A 16,712-nucleotide genomic window follows, 5' to 3' on the forward strand; every position below is an offset into this window, starting at 1 on the left:
CCCGACCCGGCAGGCACAGACCCGAAGGAGTCGAGATGTCCGTCGGTCAGGAGGGCGTGACGCGCCCGTCCGCACCCACCGAGGGCCACGCCCGCAGCTGGAGAGGACCCGGCTGGGGCTTCCTGCTCAAGCTCGCCGTCATGATGGTGGTCAACGCCCTGGGCGTGGCCGCGATCCTGTCGGCCTACAGCGCCCGGTCCTGGGTCATCCTCGGCGTCCTCGTGCTGCTGCTCGTCCTGGCGGACTGGATCTACTTCACCCGCCGGGCCGTGCCGCTGAAGTACCTCTACCCGGGGCTCGTCTTCCTCGGGGTCTTCCAGATCTTCACGATGGGCTACACCGGCTACGTCGCCTTCACCAACTACGGCACCGGGCACCTCGGCTCGATGGAGCAGGCCGTGGACGCGGCCCTCATCCAGGACGAGCGCCGGGTCGAGGGCGCGCCCTCCTACCCGCTGGCCCTCGTCCGCGAGGGCGGGGAGCTCGGCTTCGCCGTCACCGGTGAGGACGGCGTCGTGCGGGTCGGCACCGAGGAGCAGCCGCTCACCCCGGTCTCCGGCGCCGTCGTCGACGAGCGCGGGGCCGCCGTCGAGGTCCCCGGCTGGGAGGTCGTCCCGCGCGCCGACCTCTTCACCGACGCGGGCCTGCAGGAGGCGGCCGCCGACCTGCGGGTGCCCGTCTCCGAGGACGCCGAGGACGGCGCCATCCGTACCCGCGAAGGCTCGACCGGCACGGTCTACACCTCGAGCCTCGAGTGGGACGAGGAGACGCGCACGCTCACCGACACCGAGACCGGCACCGTGTACTCCCCGGACGACCGCGGCAGCTTCGTCAGCCCGGAGGGCGACCGACTGGCAGCCGGCTGGTACGTGGGCGTGGGCTTCGACAACTTCGTGCGGGCCTTCACCGACGCCGACTACGCCGGGCCGCTCCTCAAGGTCACGCTGTGGACCTTCGCGTTCGCCGCCCTCACCGTGCTCACGAGCTTCGGGCTGGGCCTGCTCATCGCGCTCATCTACAACGACACCCGGGTGCGCGGACGCAAGGTGCTGCGCACCGTCTTCATCCTGCCCTACGCCTTCCCCGCGTTCATGTCCGCCCTGCTGTGGCGCGGCATGCTCAACCAGGAGTTCGGCGTTGTCAACGACTGGTTCTTCCTCGGGGCGGGCGTCCCGTGGCTCAGCGACCCGTGGCTGGCGAAGATCGCCGTCCTGTGGGTCAACCTGTGGCTGAGCTACCCGTACTGGCTGCTCGTCACCACCGGCGCGCTCCAGGCGCTGCCGACCGAGACGATGGAGGCGGCCCGCATCGACGGCGCCGGACGCTGGCGCCAGTTCCGCTCGATCACGCTGCCGCTGCTCATGGTCTCGACGGCGCCGCTGGCGATCTCCTCCTTCGCCTTCAACTTCAACAACTTCACGATCATCTACATGCTCACCGGCGGAGGCCCGGCCTTCCCCGGCGCCTCCGTGCCCCTCGGGTCCACCGACATCCTCATCTCCGCGATCTACCAGATCTCCGGTGTCTCGGGAGGCAGGGCCGACTACGGCCTGGCCAGCGCGCTGTCGATCATCGTGTTCATCGTCATCGGAGTGATCTCGGCCCTCGCCTTCCGCCGGACCCGCAAGCTCGAGGAGATCTAGCCATGGCCTCGCCGCAGAAGACCCCTCGCACGACCACCCGCCGGCGGCGCTGGTGGGCGGAGGTCGGCTGGAAGTACCCGGTCGCCGTCGTCGTCGTGTTCTACGCCGCCTTCCCCCTCGTCTACGCGCTGTCCGCGTCGCTCGACCCACGCGGCTCCCTGGCAGGGTCCTCGTCGCTGTTCAACGAGCTCAGCCAGGCGAACTACGCCGCGCTCGGCGGGACGATGTACTGGACGTGGGTGGCCAACACGCTGCTCGTGTGCAGCGCCGCCGCGGTGGGCGCGGTGCTCATGGGCGGCGCCGCCGCCTACGCCTTCTCCCGCTTCCGGTTCCGGGGACGGCGCGCCTCGCTCACCACGCTGCTCATCATCCAGATGTTCCCCCAGACGGTCGCCTTCGTCGCCGTCTTCCTGCTCCTCATCGCGCTGGGCGAGGTCGTGCCGCAGCTGGGCATCAACTCCAAGCTCGCGCTCATCTGCGTGTACCTGGGCGGGGCGCTGGGGGCCAACACCTTCCTCATGTACGGCTTCTTCAACACCATCCCCGTCGAGATCGACGAGGCCGCCCGCATCGACGGCGCCGGGCACGCGAAGATCTACTGGCAGATCATCGTCCCGCTCGTGACGCCGATCCTCGCCGTCGTCGGCCTGCTCGCCTTCATCTCCGCCTTCGGCGACTTCATCCTCGCGCGCATCGTCCTCACCGGGGAGGACAACTGGACGCTCGCGGTGGGGATGTACTAGTGGGTGTCCAACCAGCTCACCTCGCGGTGGGGACTGTTCGCGGCGGGCTCGATGGTCGCCGCCGTGCCCATCCTCGTGCTCTTCCTCTCCCTCCAGCGCTACATCGTCGGCGGGCTGTCCGCCGGCTCGGTCAAGGGCTGAGCACACCAGCACGACCTCCCGCGCGCCCGCGCGGGAGCAGATCGACGACGATCGACGGAAGGACTGACATGGCAGGACGCACAAGACGGGCGGCCGTGGTCGCCGCGGCCAGCGCCGCCCTCGTGGGTGGGGCGCTCGTCGCACCGGCCGGGGCCGACGACGGCCCCGTGGACGCGGGGATCACCGTGCCCCGGGTCGAGGGCATGGGCGAGGACTGGATCAACGGCGCCGACTTCTCCTCGGTGCTGTCCCTCGAGGAGAGCGGGGTGACCTTCCGCGACCTCACCGGGAACGAGGCCGACCTCTTCGAGGTGCTCGCCGACGCTGGCGTCAACTGGGCCCGGGTCCGCGTGTGGAACGAGCCCCACCTCGAGGCGGACCCGACCAAGGGCTACGGCGCCGGGAACGTGGACGCGGACCGCGCCACCGAGATCGGGGTGCGCGCCACCGACGCGGGCATGCGCGTGCTCGTGAACTTCCACTACTCCGACTTCTGGGCCCACCCGGGCCAGCAGTACGCGCCGCGGGCGTGGCGCGAGCTGAGCCACGAGGAGCGGGTGGAGGCGCTGTACGACTACACCGCCGAGACCCTCGAGCAGATGGAGGCTGCCGGCGTCGACGTCGGGATGGTCCAGATCGGCAACGAGACGACGAACGGGGAGATCGCCGGGACGCGCGGCTGGGACCAGACGGCCGAGCTCTTCGACGCCGGCTCGCGAGCCGTGCGCGACACCCTGGGCGACGACGTCAAGGTCGCCGTCCACTTCACCAACCCGGAGCGGGCGGGGCAGTACGCGTCCGTCGCCCGGGAGCTCGACGAGCGCGACGTCGACTACGACGTGTTCCTCAGCTCCTACTACGCCTTCTGGCACGGCACGCCGGAGAACCTGACGAGCGTGCTCGACCACGTCGCCACCACCTACGACAAGGAGGTGGCGGTCGCCGAGACGTCGTGGGCGTACACGCTCGAGGACGGGGACGGGTACCCCAACTCCGTGCGCAGCGTCGACGGGCCGTACTCGGCCTCCGTCCAGGGCCAGGCGCTCGCGGTGCGGGACGTCATGCAGGCCGTGGCCAACGTGTCCGACGGGCGCGGGATCGGCACCTTCTACTGGGAGCCCGCGTGGGTCCCGGTCGGCCCGCCCGAGGACGTCGAGGAGAACTGGGAGCTGTGGCAGCGCGACGGCTCCGGCTGGGCCACGACCTACTCCCAGGAGTTCTACGACCCCACCGGCGGCTGGTCCGAGGACCTCGACCCCGCCGACTGGGCCGACGACTTCGGCGGCTCCGGCTGGGACAACCAGGCACTCTTCGCCCACGACGGCACTCCGCTGGAGTCCCTGCGCGTCTACGAGTACGCCCGCACCGGCTCGGTGGCCCCGCGCGAGCTCGACGCCGTGAGCAGCCCGCAGCTGTCGGTGCTCGAGGGTGAGCCGGTGCTGCTCCCGGAGACGGTCTCGGTCTCCTACACCGACGGCACCACCGAGGAGCAGGGGGTCATCTGGCTCGACTCCACCGACTGGATCCTCGGCGCCGGCACCTACACGGTGCGCGGCACGACCGAGGCAGGTCACGCGGTGACCGCGACCGTCACCGTCCGGTCCGAGGGCGCCGAGGGCGTCAACCGCGTCGTCAACCCGGGCTTCGAGGACGGCGTGGAGCCGTGGACCGGCTCGGGCACCGGGTACACGATCAGCTCGACGAGCGACCCGCACGAGGGGGCCCGCTCGGCGCACTTCTACTCCGCGACGTCCTACAGCTTCTCGATCGAGCAGGTGCTCCGGGACGTCCCGCCTGGTGAGTACCGGCTCTCCGCCGTGGCCCACGGTGGCGACGCCGGCCCGGAGGACGCGATGAGCATCTCCGCGGCCTCGGGCATCTCGACCGTGTCCGCGGACTTCACCATCGACGGGTGGCAGAGCTGGCAGCACCCGCAGACAGAGCCGATCACCGTCGGGGCCGACGGCGTCGTGACGATCCGCGCGGACCTCAGCCTCAGCGGGGGAGCGTGGGGCGCGCTCGACACCTTCTCGCTCGTCGCGGTGGCCGAGGACGCCGCCCCGGCGGACACGACGGCGCTCGTCGAGCTCGTCACGGCCGCCGAGGCCCTGGACCGGGAGGCGTACACGGAGGAGTCGCTGGCCGTGCTCGACTCCGCGCTCACGCGCGCCGGCTTCGTCCTCGACTCGCCCGCTCCCGGCCAGGCGAGCGTGGACGCCGCGGTCCTCGAGCTGCAGGCGGCGCTGGACGCGCTCGCGGAGCGGCCCGACCCGACCGACCCGCCGACGGACGGCCCCACCGACCCGTCGACGGACCCGACTGACCCCGTCGCGCCGCCGACCGAGGACGCCGACGCGGAAGGCCCCGCTGACCGGCCCGGCACGGGTGGCGGCAACGGCGAGCTGCCCCGCACCGGCGTCACCCTGCCGCTGCTCACGGTCACCCTCCTCCTCGGACTCGGTGCCACGGTGCTCGTCGCGCGCCGCCGGGTGAGCGGGCAGGAGTAGCGCAGGCGAACGGACCGTGGCCACCCAGCGGGGTGGCCACGGCCCGTTGGTCGTTCAGCGACCGAGGAGGCGGGCGAGGAAGCCGCTGTCGGCCTTCTCGTGGCCCTGGCAGCGCTCGGCGGGCGGCACGTCACGCATGACGTCGTCCACGTGCTCGCCGCAGCCGGCCCAGGTCGTCTTCTGGCAGGTCCTGCAGGTCACCGGTCGGCACATCTCGGGGTTCTCCTTCTGGGGTGGTGGTCAGGCGAGGGACAGGAAGAGCTTCTCGAGCTCGACGGTCGTGAGACCTTCGCGCTCCTGGGTGCTGTCGGGGTCCGCGAGGCACTCCTCCATCGCCGTGGCGACGACGGCGAAGCCGGCACGGTTGAGCGCGTGGGTGACCGCGGCGAGCTGGGTGAGGACGTCGCGGCAGTCCGCCTGGCCGTCGACGGCGGCGATGACGCCGTCGAGCTGGCCGCGGGCACGGCGCAGGCGGTTGAGGACGCGGCGCCGGGCGGCGTCGTCGGGGGTCTTCATTGGCTGGTCTCCCTGTGCTCAGGCGGGCTGGTGGACGCGGGGGGCGAGGAGCGCGGCGCCCCGCTCACCGAGGACGGCGCGCAGGGTCGACGTGCCGCCGGACAGCGAGGCGGAGTCGAACCCGGCCTGCGCGAGCACCCGGTGGGCGATGGCGGAGCGCACGCCGGAGGCGCACATGACGCGCACCGGCCGGCCGGCGGCGGCCTCCCGGACCTCCTCGAGGCGTCCGCGCAGCTCGGTGTGGGGGATGTGGAGCGCGCCGGGCAGCATGCCGGTCGCGACCTCGCCGGCGCTGCGGACGTCGAGGACGAGCGAGCCGGCGAGGACCTCGTCGACGTCGCGGGCGTCCCACAGCCGCAGCGTGCCGTCCAGGACGTTCGCACCGACCATGCCGACGAGGTTGACCGCGTCCTTCGCCTGCCCGTAGGGCGGGGAGTAGGCGAGGTCGAGGTCGATGAGGTCGGCCACCTCTGCCCGGTGGCGGATCGCGGTGGCGAGGACGTCGATGCGCTTGTCGACGCCGTCGGTGCCCACCGCCTGCGCCCCGAGCAGGAGTCCGTCCTCCTCGCGGACGTGCACGACGAGGTGGACCTGGTCGGCGCCGGGGAAGTAGCCGGCGTGCTGGTTGGGGTGCAGGTGCAGGGTGCGGTAGGCGATCCCGGCGTCGTCGAGAGCGCCGCGGTTGGCGCCCGTCATCGCCGCCGTCAGCCCGCCGGCACGGACGATCGCGGTGCCCAGCGGCTGGGGCACGGGGCGGGCCGCGTGCGGGCGCAGGATGTGGTCGGCGACGAGGCGGCCGGCGCGGTTGGCGGGTCCCGCCAGGGCCACCGGGCGGCGCACACCGGTGACCGGGTCGGTGCTCACCGTCGCGTCACCGACGGCCCACACGCCGGGCAGGGACGTGCGGCCGTGCTCGTCGACGACGATGGCGCCGCGCTCGGTGGCCACCCCGGCGCGCTCGAAGACCTCGGTGTCGGGGCGCACGCCGACCGACAGGACGACGAGGTCGGCCGCCAAGCGGGTGCCGTCGGCGAGGACGACGACGTCGTGGTCCGCGCCGGTGACGACCTCCTGGGCGCCGGTCCCGGCGTGGACGGCGATCCCGAGCCGACGCAGCTCCTCGGTGACCAGCCACGCGAGCTCCGCCTCGAGCGGCGGCAGCACGTGCGGCGCGAGCTCGACGAGCGTGGTGTCCAGGCCCTGCGCGGCGAGCGCCTCGGCAGCCTCGACGCCGATGAACCCGGCTCCGAGGACGACGGCGCGGCGGGCGCCCCCGTCGACCTGCTCCCGCAGGGCGACGGCGTCGTCGACGGTGCGCAGGGTGCGCACGCGCGAGGAGTCGAGACCGGGCAGCGGGGGGCGCACGGCACGGGCGCCGGGGGAGAGGACGAGTGCGTCGTAGGCGAGGCGCTCCTCACCGCGGTCGGTGCGCACGAGCACCTCGCGGGCCTCGGCGTCGAGGCCGACGACCTCGTGGCCGGGACGCACGTCGAGGTCGAGAGCGGCGCGCAGCCGCTCGGGGGTCTGGACGAGGAGGCTGCCGGCCTCGGCGATCTCGCCGCCCACGTAGTAGGGCAGGCCGCAGTTGGCGAAGGAGACGTGCTCCCCGCGCTCCAGGACGACGATCTCCGCGCTCTCGTCGAGCCGGCGCGCGCGGGCGGCACAGCTCATGCCGCCGGCCACGCCGCCGACGACGACGATGCGGGTGGGGGAGGAAGTGTTCATGTGACGACAATATACCCCAGGGGGTATCGGTGCGCGGGTGCGCGGCATGACGTCCGCCACGTCCGTGTCAGGCCGACGGTGCGGTCGCAGCCGCCGGGACGGGGAGGTCGGACGGACCATGATGCGAGATGTCCCGACGGACGTCACCGGGCCGGTGAGGGCAGGGACGAGGATGGGCGCAGCGGCCAGGCCGGCCGTCCCGTCCACCGAGAGGTCACACCATGAGCGTCACCGACGAGCTCCTCCGCAACGCCGAGGCCTACGCCGCCGGCTTCACCAAGGGCGACCTGCCGATGCCGCCGGCGCGTCACGTCGCCGTCGTCGCCTGCATGGACGCGCGGCTCAACCCCTTCGGCCTGCTCGGGCTGGAGGAGGGCGACGCCCACGTCATCCGCAACGCCGGCGGGGTCGTCACCGAGGACGAGATCCGCTCGCTCGTCATCAGCCAGCGTCTCCTCGGGACCCGCGAGATCATCCTCGTCCACCACACCGACTGCGGGATGCTCACCTTCACCGACGACGACTTCAAGGCCCAGATCGAGGCCGACACCGGCATCCGGCCGCCGTGGTCGCCCGAGTCCTTCCGCGACCCGTCCGAGGACGTGCGCCAGTCCCTCGCGCGGATCACCGCGAACCCCTTCGTCCCGTACAAGGACCAGGTCCGCGGCTTCGTCTACTCCGTCACCGACGGGACGCTCACCGAGGTCAGGTAGTGCGACGGGCCGGCGCGGGCGCGGCGGGACTAGCCTCTGGGCATGACCCGGACGGTCGCGGAGAAGATGGGGGTACGGGCGGGCGCCCGCGCGCACGTCGTCGGGGCGCCGGCCGAGGCCCTCGCCGCCCTGCGGCTGCCCGGGCTCGAGCACGTCGCGGACGGTGAGGTCGACTACGCGCACCTCTTCGTCACCCGCCAGGAGGAGCTGCGCGCCGCACTCCCGCCGCTGCGGGACCGGCTGGCAACGGGCGGCACGCTGTGGGTCTCCTGGCCCAAGGGTGGGCGGCTGGGCACGGACCTCACCATCAGGTCGGTCATCGCCCTCGGCTACGACGCGGGCCTCGTCGAGAGCACGTGCCTGCGCGTGGACGACACGTGGGCGGCGCTGCGGTTCACCCGTCCCAAACCTGGGAAGGCCTATCACAACAGCTACGGCACCCTACCGGGAGGCTGAGCGGGACAAGGGGGCTCCGGAGCGGCCGGGCCGCCCCGGAGCCCCGGTCGTCAGCGGAGGGGCACGTGGGAGGCCAGCTCGACCAGGCCGGAGACCGCGTGAGGCCTGGAGGTGGCGTCTGAGATTCATGGCGGGGATCCGTTCGGTACGCGGGGTGCTCGGTTCAGCGGCTGGTGGCGCGTGCGGCGGCGTCGATGATGTCGGCGACCGCAGCCGGGCCTGAGACGGACACGGCGTGGGACGCGTCGATCTCGGTGGCGTGCGAGCCGGCGCGCTCGGCCATGAAGCGCACGGAGTCGCCGGGGACCGCGAGGTCCTGGGTCGTGATGAGGGCCCAGCTCGGGATGGTCCTCCAGGCCGCCCTCGTCGCCCGGATCCAGGCCTGCGCGGACCGTGACGTCGAGCGGGCCGAGGCGATCGCCGCCAGGACGTGGAGCACGCTCCCGGCCGTCGAGTGACCGGTGGTGCCGCACCACGCGCGCTGATGGTCGGCGTCGCCACGCCTTCTGCAGCGGTGGAGGCGGTTCGAGGCGACGTCCGACGGCGCCGGTCCCTCTCTCAGCCGGTGAGGCGGTCCGCCCAGCGCCGTCCGGCGTCGCCGCCCCACGCGTCCCAGGCCACGCGTCCGGGGGAGGGGAAGCCGGGGGTGTTGCCGCGGAAGCGGGGGGCGTCGCGGTCGACGACGTGCCGGGCGAAGTAGGCGTGCATCTTCGCCAGGTCCTCCTCGCTCACGTCCTCACCTCGGGCGAGCTGGTAGGCGCGGCCCCGCCCGACGTCGGTGAAGCCCTTGCCCGCCTTCCCCTCCTCGATCCAGCGGACGGCCCTCGCAGCGGCCTGCTGCACGCCCTTGGGTGGTGTGGGCACGGCTCAGCCCTCCTTCGTCAGGGCCTCGGGCCGGTGCGCGGCGCGCTTCCCGCTCTTCTCGGACTCCACGATGTGCATCGGCTCGTCCTCGCTGGCGGTGAAGTGCTGGCCCGCCAGCTGGAAGTCCTTCGTGCGGGTGTCGACGACGACGCCGTGGGTGACCCCCTGCGGCGTGTTCCACGAGACGCGGTCGCCCTCGGACAGTGCCATGGCTCCTCCAGTCGGTCGGGGCCACCACGGTGGCACAGGCGCCGACCACCGGCACGCCCTCGCAGCGCGCGCTCGCCGACGGCGTGTCACCGTGGCCCCCGAGCGGTGCTACCGAGACGTCAGGGAGAGCGGGATGAGCGAGGAGAGACGCCGGGAGCTCGGCGAGACGGACTTCCCGGTCGAGCAGCACCTTCAGGAGGCCTTCGACCGGACGATGGAGGAGGGTGCCGAGCGGCTGCACCGGACCGTCCGCTCCGTCGTCATCACCGGGATGTTCGGCGGCATGGAGGTGGGGCTCGGTGTCATGGCCTACCTGGCCGTGCTCCACGAGACCGACAGCCACCTCCTCGCCGGGCTCGCCTTCGGGATCGGCTTCATCGCCGTGCTCCTCGCGCACAGCGAGCTGTTCACCGAGGACTTCCTCGTGCCGATCATGGGCCTGGCCACCCGTCAGGCGAGCATCTGGCAGCTGGGCAAGCTGTGGGCGGGGACGCTGCTGGCCAACCTCGTGGGCGGCTGGCTCTTCATGTGGATCGTCGTCCAGGCCTTCCCGCAGTGGTCGGAGGTGCTCGAGGAGTCCGCCCGGCACTTCGTCGACGCCCCCTTCACGCTGCAGGCGGTCTGCCTCGCGGTCCTCGGCGGCAGCACCATGACGCTGATGACCCGCATGCAGAAGGGCACGGACTCCGACATCGTCCGGGTCGTGGCGGGCCTCGCCGGCGGCTTCCTGCTCGCCGGGCTCCAGCTCTTCCACTCCATCCTGGACTCGCTGCTGGTCTTCGGCGCCATCCATGCGGGCGCCGACATCGCCCTCGTCGACTGGCTCGCCTGGTTCGGCTACACCGTGCTGTTCAACGTGCTCGGTGGCGTCGCGCTCGTCACGGCGCTGCGCGTGGTGAGGACCAAGGAGCTGGTGGAGCACTGGCGCGAGCAGTCACCGGCCGATCCGGACTCCCGTCACGGCCGGTGACTGCCTCGCGTCACCAGCGCGGGTGGATGGCCGCGCGCAGGTCGCGGTCGTAGATGGTGCAGACCGCGTCGTCGAGCTCGGGCGGCAGCTCGAGGGAGCCGGCCGCGGCGTTGGCGCGGGCCTGCTCGGGGTTGCGGGCGCCGGGGATGACGGAGGAGACGCCGTCCTGGGAGGCAGCCCAGGCGAGCGCGACCTGTGCCGTCGTCGCCTGCGGGACGAGGAGGCGGGCCACGGAGGCGAACTCGGCGGCGGCGCGCACGCCGGTCTCGAAGTCGACGCCGGAGAAGGTCTCGCCCACGTCGAAGGCCTCACCGTGGCGGTTGAAGCTGCGGTGGTCGTTCTCCGCGAAGGTCGTCTCGGGGGTGTAGCGCCCCGACAGCAGCCCGCTCGCGAGCGGGACACGGGCGATGATCCCGACGCCGGCCTCGCGGGCGGCCGGCAGCACCTGCTCCAGCGGCTTGAGGCGGAAGGCGTTGAGGATGATCTGCACGGTCGCGACGTGGGGACGCGCGATCGCGGCCAGCGCCTCCTCGGCCGTCTCGACACTCACGCCGTAGGCGGCGGTGACGCCCTCCTCGACGAGGGTGTCGAGGTCGTCGAAGACGCGGTCGATGCCGTACACCGCCGTGGGCGGGCAGTGCAGCTGGACGAGGTCCAGGGTCTCGACGCCGAGGTTGCGGCGCGAGCGGTCGGTCCACGCCCGGAAATTGTCCATCGAGTAGTTCTCGGGCTCCTGCGGCAGGCGCCGACCCATCTTCGTCGCGACCGTGACGTCCGTGCCGGGGTTGGCGCGCCGCCACTGCGCGATGATCGACTCGCTGCGGCCGTCGCCGTAGACGTCGGCGGTGTCGAAGAAGGTGACACCGGCCTGCGCGGAGGCGTCGAGGACGGCGAGGGCGTCGGCCTCGGCCACGTCCCCCCAGTCCGCGCCGAGCTGCCAGGTGCCGAGGCCGATGGCCGAGACGGTGCGGCCGGTCCGGCCCAGGGTGCGCGTCTGCATGCTTCTCCTTCGATGCGGGTTGGGGGTGCGCCCAGGTTACCGGGGCCCCTGCGATGTGCTCGCGACGGCCCTGTGGTGGGATGGACGGGTCGGCGCAGATCCGGCGCCGCCGGCCTCCGGGCCGCCCCGTGTGCGAAGGAGAGACCCATGCCCAACCCCGTGGTCAACAAGGCGAGCACCGAGTGGAACGGCGAGCTGTTCACCGGTTCCGGCACCACCACCCTGGAGACCTCCGGCAAGGCGACCTTCGACGTCGCGTGGCAGTCCCGCGGTGAGCAGGAGGGCGGGACGACCACCCCCGAGGAGCTCATCGCAGCGGCCCACGCGACCTGCTACGCCATGCAGTTCTCCAACATGCTCAAGGAGAACGGCACCCCGCCCACCCAGCTCAACACGAGCGCGGCGGTCACCTTCGTCGCGGGCACCGGCATCACCGGCATCGAGCTCACCGTCCGCGGCACCGTCGAGGGCATCGACGCCGCGACCTTCGACGAGCTCGCCCGCAAGGCCAAGGAGACCTGCCCGGTGAGCCAGGCGCTCGCGGGCACGGAGATCACCCTGGCCGACGTCCAGCTCGCCTGAGCTAGAGCCAACCCCCCTCACCCGCGAATACGCACATACGGTCACCAGGCGGCGGGTTCCGCCCGTCCAGGTGACCGTATGTGCGTACTCGGCGGAAGTGGTGTGGCGGGGGGCGCCGGTGGGCACGGATAGCCTGGGGGCATGGCGAGCACCTTGACCGTGGCCGACGTCGTCGGCCTCCTCGAGCAGCGATACCCGCCGCGGACGGCGGAGGGCTGGGACGCCGTCGGCCTCGTCGCCGGTGACCCCGACGCGCCGGTGCGGACGGTGATGTTCGCCGTCGACCCCGTCCAGGCCGTCGCCGACGAGGCGATCGCCGCCGGCGTGGACCTGCTCGTCACCCACCACCCGCTCTACCTGCGCGGGACCACCTCGGTGGCCGCGACCACCCCCAAGGGGCGGGTGGTCCACGACCTCGTCCGCGCGGGCTGCGCGCTGTACACCGCGCACACCAACGCCGACTCCGCGGCCGGGGGAGTGGCCGACGCGCTCGCCGACCTCCTCGACCTGAGCGAGCGCCATCCCCTCACCCCGCACGACGCCGCCGCGCTCGACACGCTCACCGTGTTCGTCCCCCGTGAGGACACCGCCGCCGTCCTCGACGCGCTCGCCGCCGCCGGCGCGGGCGCCATCGGCGACTACGACCGCTGCGCCTTCACCGTCGCCGGCCAGGGCACCTTCCGACCCGGCGCCGCCGCCAACCCCACGATCGGCGCGCGCGGAGAGGTGACCGAGGTGGCCGAGGACCGCCTCGAGATGACCGTGCCGCGCGAGCGGCGGGCCGCCGTGCTCGCCGCGCTGCGCGCCGCCCACCCCTACGAGGAGCCGGCCTTCTCCGTCCTCGAGCACGCCACCCGCCCGGCGGGCACGGGCATCGGCCGCATCGGCACCCTCCCGGCGCGCACCACGCTGCGCGCGCTGGCCGAGCGCGTCGCCGCGGCCCTGCCCGCCACGGCGCAGGGCATCCGCGTGGCGGGGGACCTGGACGCCGAGGTCAGCCGGGTCGCGGTGTGCGGCGGCTCGGGCGACTCGCTGCTCGGCACGGTCCGCGCCCTGGGCGCCGACGTCTACCTCACCGCCGACCTGCGCCACCACCCGGCCTCCGAGGCCCTGGAGGCCGGCCCGCCCTACCTCATCGACGCCACCCACTGGGCCAGCGAGTGGCCCTGGCTGCCCGTCGCGGCGGCCCGGCTGGAGGCGGACGCGCGCGAGAGCGGCGCCCCGCTGCGCACCCGGGTGAGCACGATCGTCACAGACCCGTGGACGCTGCGCCTCGGCGCCCCTGACAATGGCACCACGACCGACAACGAGGGAGTCACCCCGTGACCACAGCCCCGGTGGCCGACCAGCACCGACTGCTCGACATCCAGACGCTCGACACGCGCGCCGCGAAGCTGGCCCACCAGCGCCGCACGCTGCGCGTGCTCGAGACGATCGCCGAGCTCGAGAGCCGGCTCGAGGACCTGCGCGGCGCGCAGGTGGAGGAGCGCACGGTCGTCGGTGACATCCGCCGTGAGGTCGCCAAGGCGGAGTCCGACGTCGAGCAGGTGCGCCAGCGCGCCGCCCGTCACCAGGCCCGCCTCGACTCCGGTGCGGTCTCCGCCAAGGAGGCCCAGGCGCTGCAGGCCGAGCTCGAGCAGCTCGCCCGCCGCCAGGGCGACCTGGAGGAGGCCGAGCTGGAGGTCATGGAGCGCCTCGAGGAGGCCGAGTCCCGCCTCGCCGAGCTCGGCGAGCAGGAGGCCGCCATCGCCGCGGACGTCGCCCGGCACGTCGCGGCCCGCGACGCCGAGTGGAGCACCATCGACGGCCAGCTCGAGTCCGTCGCCCGGGAGCGCGCCGCCGCCGCGGACCAGACCGACGCCGGGCTGCTGGCCCTGTACGACCGCGTGCGGGAACGCACCGGTGGCCTGGCCGCGGTCGCGCTGTACGGGTCGCGCACCGAGGGCACCCAGCTCGACTTCTCCCTCACCGAGCTCGACGCCATCCACTCGGCGCCCGCCGAGCAGGTCGTCCAGCACGAGGACTACGGCTACATCATCGTGAGGATGGAACCGAAGTGAGCCAGGCCAGCCTCTTCGACACCGAGCCCACCGCCGCCGCGGAGGGCACGGCCGAGCGGGGGCTGGCCGCCTCCGGGCGGGTCCTCGTCGTCGAGGCCGACGGCGGCTCCCGCGGCAACCCGGGACCCGCCGGGTACGGGGCGCTCGTGCGGGAAGGGGACACCGTGCTCGCCGAGCGGGCCGAGTACCTCGGTGAGTGCTCGAACAACGTCGCCGAGTACAGCGGTCTCGTCGCCGGGCTGCGGGCCGCGGCGCAGATCGACCCGACGGCTCAGGTGGAGGTCCGCATGGACTCCCGGCTGGTCGTCGAGCAGATGTCGGGCCGCTGGAAGATCAAGCACGCCGACATGCGGCGCCTCGCCGACGAGGCCCGCGGCATCCTGCCCGCCGGCCAGGTGACCTACACGTGGGTCCCGCGCGCGGAGAACTCCGCCGCCGACGCGCTCGCGAACGCCGCCATGGACAGCCGCGGCACCATCACGACCACCTACTCCGCCGACCCCCCTGCCGCCGACAGCGCACTTGTTACCGGCGGCCCCCCGCCCGCCGACAGCGCACTTGCTACCGGCGGCCCCCCGCCCGCCGACAGCGCACTTACCGCCGACAGCGCACTTGCCCACGCCGGCGCACCCTCCGACGACGACGAGGAGCCGCCGATCCCCGACGTCGACACGGAGGCGCCCTCGCTCGCGGACCCCGAGGCGATGACGATCGTCCTCGTCAGCCCGGGCTGGGCCCCGCGCGACGGCGAGGAGGACCCCGAGCTCACCGACGAGGGCCTGGAGCTGGCCGGCGCCGCGGCGGCCGTCGTCGACACGATCGGCGACACGCTGTGGCCGCACCTGGCCCGTCCGACCATGCTGCTCGCCTCCCCGCTCGTCCGTGCCCAGCAGACCGCCGAGCTCATCAGCGAGGTCGCCGACCTCGGCCTGCCGACCGTCGACGACGACTTCGCGGCGACGGCGCCCGGGGAGTCCCGCGAGGACGTCGCCGCCCGGGTGACCCGCGCCCTGGAGTGGCTGGACGAGACCTGCGGGGGCTGCACCGTCGTCGTCGCGGCCCACGCGGACGTCATCGCCGCCGTCATCGGCACGGTGGTCGAGGCGCCGACGGCGGCGTGGGACGTGTTCCGCATCGCGCCGGGGACGATCAGCGTCGTGCGCCGGTGGAGCGGGCGCGGCGAGGTCCACGTCATGGGGTGCCCGGCGCGTCTGGTGGGGGGCCCGGTCGGCTAGACTCGGCGGGCGGATGAGTCGGCCAGGCGGTCGCGGCGCCCCTCGGGGCGACGAGGAACGTCCGGGCTCCGTAGAGCAGGGTGGTGGGTAACGCCCACCCGGGGTGACCCGCGGGACAGTGCCACAGAAAACAGACCGCCGTCGCAGCCTCCGGGCCGCGGCGGTAAGGGTGAAACGGTGGTGTAAGAGACCACCAGCGTGCCGGGTGACCGGTACGGCTCGGTAAACCCCACCCGGAGCAAGACCAGACAGCAGGCGCCTGAGGGCTGCTCGCCCGAGCCTGCGGGTAGGTCGCTGGAGGCGTGCGGCAACGTACGTCGTAGATGGATGGCCGCCACCGCGGCCCGGCAACGGGCTGCGGGACAGAACCCGGCGTACCGGCCGACTCATCCGCCCTCCGGGCCGGTCCGCCCACGGGCAGACCGGTGACCACGTGGTCCACAGGTTCCCGTCGTGCTCGCGCCGTCCACAGGCCGGGCTCCCGCGGCCACGCGCGTCGGCCGGTCGCGACATCCTGGGGATCGCCGGTGGGTCCGTCCACCGTGAGCCGCAGGAGGTCCCGTGCGAGTCCGCCCAGCCACCGTCATGGTCACTGCCCTCGTTCTCGTGCTCGCCGGGTGCGGCCCCGGGCCCGAGCCCCCGCGGGAACCGCCGTCGCCGACGCCGAGCCCCAGCCGCAGCGCCGAGCCGCCCACCACGCCGCAGCCAGACCCGGACACCGCCGCTCCCGAGGGTCCGACCCTGCCCCCGGAGCTCGCCGCACGCATGCCGCCCGAGGAGGAGATCGACGGCCTGGTGCTGGAGGCCGAGGCGGCCTACGTCGACCACCGTGCGGCGTACGACGCCGCGGCGAGGACGGGGTTCACCGACCCCGACCTCGTCGAGGAGCTCGTCGCCACCGCCACCGGTGACGTCCGTGAGGCGCTGGAGGTCGAGGCGGCAGCGATCGCCGAGGCCGGCCGGCTGGTGGACGGTGGCGCCGAGGTGCTCGGCATGGAGCTGCACTCCCTCCTCGTGCCGGAGGCGGACGGCACCGGGTTCGGTGTCGCGCTCGACGTGTGCCTGCGCATCGAGGGTGCCCTGGAGGAGAGTGACGGCACCGTGGTCTACGAGCTCGACGGCGATCCGGTCCATCTCGTCGTGCGGCTCACCGACCACGAGGGGACGTGGCTCGTGGCCAGCCAGAGCGTGCAGGAGGGCCCGTGCCCCGAGGGGCTCGGCCCCTGACCGCGGTGGTGCGGGCGGGCGGCTCGGCCGCCGCGGCTCCGTGCGCCGCCGCGGGTCCGTGCGCCGCCGCGAGCGCGCGACGGCGCCCGCCCGCGACTACCGTCGACCACGAGCACGGCC

At 73.4% G+C, this 16,712-nt stretch carries 17 protein-coding genes, 1 other RNA gene and 1 pseudogene; 13 read left to right on the top strand and 6 right to left on the bottom strand.

Annotation, left to right across the window (positions count from 1 at the left end; all coding sequences use genetic code 11):
* Positions 1-35: 35 nt before the first annotated feature.
* The 3 genes and pseudogenes from DSZ44_RS00815 (at position 36) to DSZ44_RS00825 (ending at position 5,034) form a co-directional block, all read left to right on the top strand.
* Positions 36-1,643: an ABC transporter permease subunit gene (locus tag DSZ44_RS00815; RefSeq protein ID WP_110850698.1), complete on the top strand. Its 1,608-nt coding sequence runs from the start codon at positions 36-38 to the stop codon at positions 1,641-1,643.
* Positions 1,644-1,645: 2 nt separating this feature from the next.
* Positions 1,646-2,527: pseudogene (locus tag DSZ44_RS00820) on the top strand (sugar ABC transporter permease).
* A gap of 68 nt (positions 2,528-2,595) precedes the next feature.
* A complete protein-coding gene (locus tag DSZ44_RS00825) occupies positions 2,596-5,034 on the top strand; it encodes a glycosyl hydrolase 53 family protein (RefSeq protein WP_110850699.1) in 2,439 nt (812 codons plus the stop codon).
* Positions 5,035-5,088: 54 nt separating this feature from the next.
* On the opposite strand, the gene DSZ44_RS18145 is transcribed toward DSZ44_RS00825, so the two are convergent.
* From DSZ44_RS18145 to DSZ44_RS00835, 3 genes are read right to left on the bottom strand one after another with little or no spacing between them, the layout of a single operon-like run.
* Entirely contained in the window at positions 5,089-5,247 is a 159-nt protein-coding gene (locus DSZ44_RS18145; RefSeq protein ID WP_502530274.1) for a DUF8730 family Cys-rich protein, read from the bottom strand.
* A 27-nt stretch (positions 5,248-5,274) separates the two neighbouring features.
* Entirely contained in the window at positions 5,275-5,550 is a 276-nt protein-coding gene (locus DSZ44_RS00830; protein WP_110850700.1) for a metal-sensitive transcriptional regulator, read from the bottom strand.
* An 18-nt stretch (positions 5,551-5,568) separates the two neighbouring features.
* Entirely contained in the window at positions 5,569-7,275 is a 1,707-nt protein-coding gene (locus DSZ44_RS00835; RefSeq protein ID WP_110850701.1) for an FAD-dependent oxidoreductase, read from the bottom strand.
* A 221-nt stretch (positions 7,276-7,496) separates the two neighbouring features.
* On the opposite strand from DSZ44_RS00835, the gene DSZ44_RS00840 reads away from it, so the two are divergent.
* The 3 genes from DSZ44_RS00840 to DSZ44_RS18670 all read left to right on the top strand — a co-directional run bounded on the left by DSZ44_RS00840 (position 7,497) and on the right by DSZ44_RS18670 (position 8,902).
* Positions 7,497-7,988, top strand: coding sequence for a beta-class carbonic anhydrase (locus tag DSZ44_RS00840; RefSeq protein WP_110850702.1), 492 nt, complete (start codon positions 7,497-7,499; stop codon positions 7,986-7,988).
* Between the two features lie 42 nt (positions 7,989-8,030).
* Positions 8,031-8,444, top strand: a complete 414-nt coding sequence (locus DSZ44_RS00845; RefSeq protein ID WP_181424491.1) for a hypothetical protein — start codon at positions 8,031-8,033, stop codon at positions 8,442-8,444.
* 326 nt (positions 8,445-8,770) lie between these two features.
* On the top strand, positions 8,771-8,902 hold the full coding sequence (locus tag DSZ44_RS18670) for a hypothetical protein (protein WP_258369125.1): 132 nt from the start codon (positions 8,771-8,773) through the stop codon (positions 8,900-8,902).
* A 100-nt stretch (positions 8,903-9,002) separates the two neighbouring features.
* On the opposite strand, the gene DSZ44_RS00855 is transcribed toward DSZ44_RS18670, so the two are convergent.
* Together DSZ44_RS00855 and DSZ44_RS00860 are read right to left on the bottom strand one after the other, a co-directional pair.
* Entirely contained in the window at positions 9,003-9,308 is a 306-nt protein-coding gene (locus DSZ44_RS00855) for a hypothetical protein (RefSeq protein ID WP_110850704.1), read from the bottom strand.
* A gap of 3 nt (positions 9,309-9,311) precedes the next feature.
* Complete coding sequence (locus tag DSZ44_RS00860; RefSeq protein ID WP_110850705.1) at positions 9,312-9,518, bottom strand: hypervirulence associated TUDOR domain-containing protein; 207 nt, start codon at positions 9,516-9,518, stop codon at positions 9,312-9,314.
* Positions 9,519-9,651: 133 nt separating this feature from the next.
* Between DSZ44_RS00860 and DSZ44_RS00865 the strand changes: the two genes are divergently transcribed.
* Positions 9,652-10,488, top strand: a complete 837-nt coding sequence (locus DSZ44_RS00865) for a formate/nitrite transporter family protein (RefSeq protein WP_110850706.1) — start codon at positions 9,652-9,654, stop codon at positions 10,486-10,488.
* Positions 10,489-10,498: 10 nt separating this feature from the next.
* On the opposite strand, the gene DSZ44_RS00870 is transcribed toward DSZ44_RS00865, so the two are convergent.
* Positions 10,499-11,488, bottom strand: coding sequence for an aldo/keto reductase (locus DSZ44_RS00870; RefSeq protein WP_110850707.1), 990 nt, complete (start codon positions 11,486-11,488; stop codon positions 10,499-10,501).
* Positions 11,489-11,635: 147 nt separating this feature from the next.
* On the opposite strand from DSZ44_RS00870, the gene DSZ44_RS00875 reads away from it, so the two are divergent.
* The 6 genes from DSZ44_RS00875 (at position 11,636) to DSZ44_RS00900 (ending at position 16,592) form a co-directional block, all read left to right on the top strand.
* On the top strand, positions 11,636-12,070 hold the full coding sequence (locus tag DSZ44_RS00875; RefSeq protein ID WP_110850708.1) for an OsmC family peroxiredoxin: 435 nt from the start codon (positions 11,636-11,638) through the stop codon (positions 12,068-12,070).
* 141 nt (positions 12,071-12,211) lie between these two features.
* On the top strand, positions 12,212-13,396 hold the full coding sequence (locus DSZ44_RS00880; protein ID WP_110850709.1) for a Nif3-like dinuclear metal center hexameric protein: 1,185 nt from the start codon (positions 12,212-12,214) through the stop codon (positions 13,394-13,396).
* Complete coding sequence (locus tag DSZ44_RS00885) at positions 13,393-14,130, top strand: zinc ribbon domain-containing protein (RefSeq protein ID WP_110850710.1); 738 nt, start codon at positions 13,393-13,395, stop codon at positions 14,128-14,130. Before DSZ44_RS00880 ends, DSZ44_RS00885 begins: the two co-directional genes overlap by 4 nt.
* Positions 14,127-15,365: a histidine phosphatase family protein gene (locus tag DSZ44_RS00890; protein ID WP_309146693.1), complete on the top strand. Its 1,239-nt coding sequence runs from the start codon at positions 14,127-14,129 to the stop codon at positions 15,363-15,365. The genes DSZ44_RS00885 and DSZ44_RS00890 overlap by 4 nt, the downstream gene beginning before the upstream one ends.
* A gap of 14 nt (positions 15,366-15,379) precedes the next feature.
* Positions 15,380-15,758: RNase P RNA component class A (gene rnpB, locus DSZ44_RS00895), an RNA gene on the top strand.
* A gap of 168 nt (positions 15,759-15,926) precedes the next feature.
* Positions 15,927-16,592, top strand: a complete 666-nt coding sequence (locus DSZ44_RS00900; RefSeq protein WP_146237446.1) for a hypothetical protein — start codon at positions 15,927-15,929, stop codon at positions 16,590-16,592.
* Positions 16,593-16,712 lie beyond the last annotated feature (120 nt).

This window comes from Georgenia satyanarayanai, assembly GCF_900116375.1.
GTDB classification, from domain to species: domain Bacteria; phylum Actinomycetota; class Actinomycetes; order Actinomycetales; family Actinomycetaceae; genus Oceanitalea; species Oceanitalea nanhaiensis.

Bases quoted from the DNA above. Each gene is read 5' to 3' on its own strand.
- DSZ44_RS00865 (WP_110850706.1), top strand. From the start codon at position 9,652: ATGAGCGAGGAGAGACGCCGGGAGCTCGGCGAGACGGACTTCCCGGTC.
- DSZ44_RS00840 (WP_110850702.1), top strand. From the start codon at position 7,497: ATGAGCGTCACCGACGAGCTCCTCCGCAACGCCGAGGCCTACGCCGCC.
- DSZ44_RS00845 (WP_181424491.1), top strand. From the start codon at position 8,031: ATGACCCGGACGGTCGCGGAGAAGATGGGGGTACGGGCGGGCGCCCGC.
- DSZ44_RS00880 (WP_110850709.1), top strand. From the start codon at position 12,212: ATGGCGAGCACCTTGACCGTGGCCGACGTCGTCGGCCTCCTCGAGCAG.
- DSZ44_RS00815 (WP_110850698.1), top strand. From the start codon at position 36: ATGTCCGTCGGTCAGGAGGGCGTGACGCGCCCGTCCGCACCCACCGAG.
- DSZ44_RS00830 (WP_110850700.1), bottom strand. From the start codon at position 5,550: ATGAAGACCCCCGACGACGCCGCCCGGCGCCGCGTCCTCAACCGCCTG.
- DSZ44_RS18670 (WP_258369125.1), top strand. From the start codon at position 8,771: ATGAGGGCCCAGCTCGGGATGGTCCTCCAGGCCGCCCTCGTCGCCCGG.
- DSZ44_RS00825 (WP_110850699.1), top strand. From the start codon at position 2,596: ATGGCAGGACGCACAAGACGGGCGGCCGTGGTCGCCGCGGCCAGCGCC.
- DSZ44_RS00875 (WP_110850708.1), top strand. From the start codon at position 11,636: ATGCCCAACCCCGTGGTCAACAAGGCGAGCACCGAGTGGAACGGCGAG.
- DSZ44_RS00835 (WP_110850701.1), bottom strand. From the start codon at position 7,275: ATGAACACTTCCTCCCCCACCCGCATCGTCGTCGTCGGCGGCGTGGCC.
- DSZ44_RS00870 (WP_110850707.1), bottom strand. From the start codon at position 11,488: ATGCAGACGCGCACCCTGGGCCGGACCGGCCGCACCGTCTCGGCCATC.
- DSZ44_RS18145 (WP_502530274.1), bottom strand. From the start codon at position 5,247: ATGTGCCGACCGGTGACCTGCAGGACCTGCCAGAAGACGACCTGGGCC.
- DSZ44_RS00860 (WP_110850705.1), bottom strand. From the start codon at position 9,518: ATGGCACTGTCCGAGGGCGACCGCGTCTCGTGGAACACGCCGCAGGGG.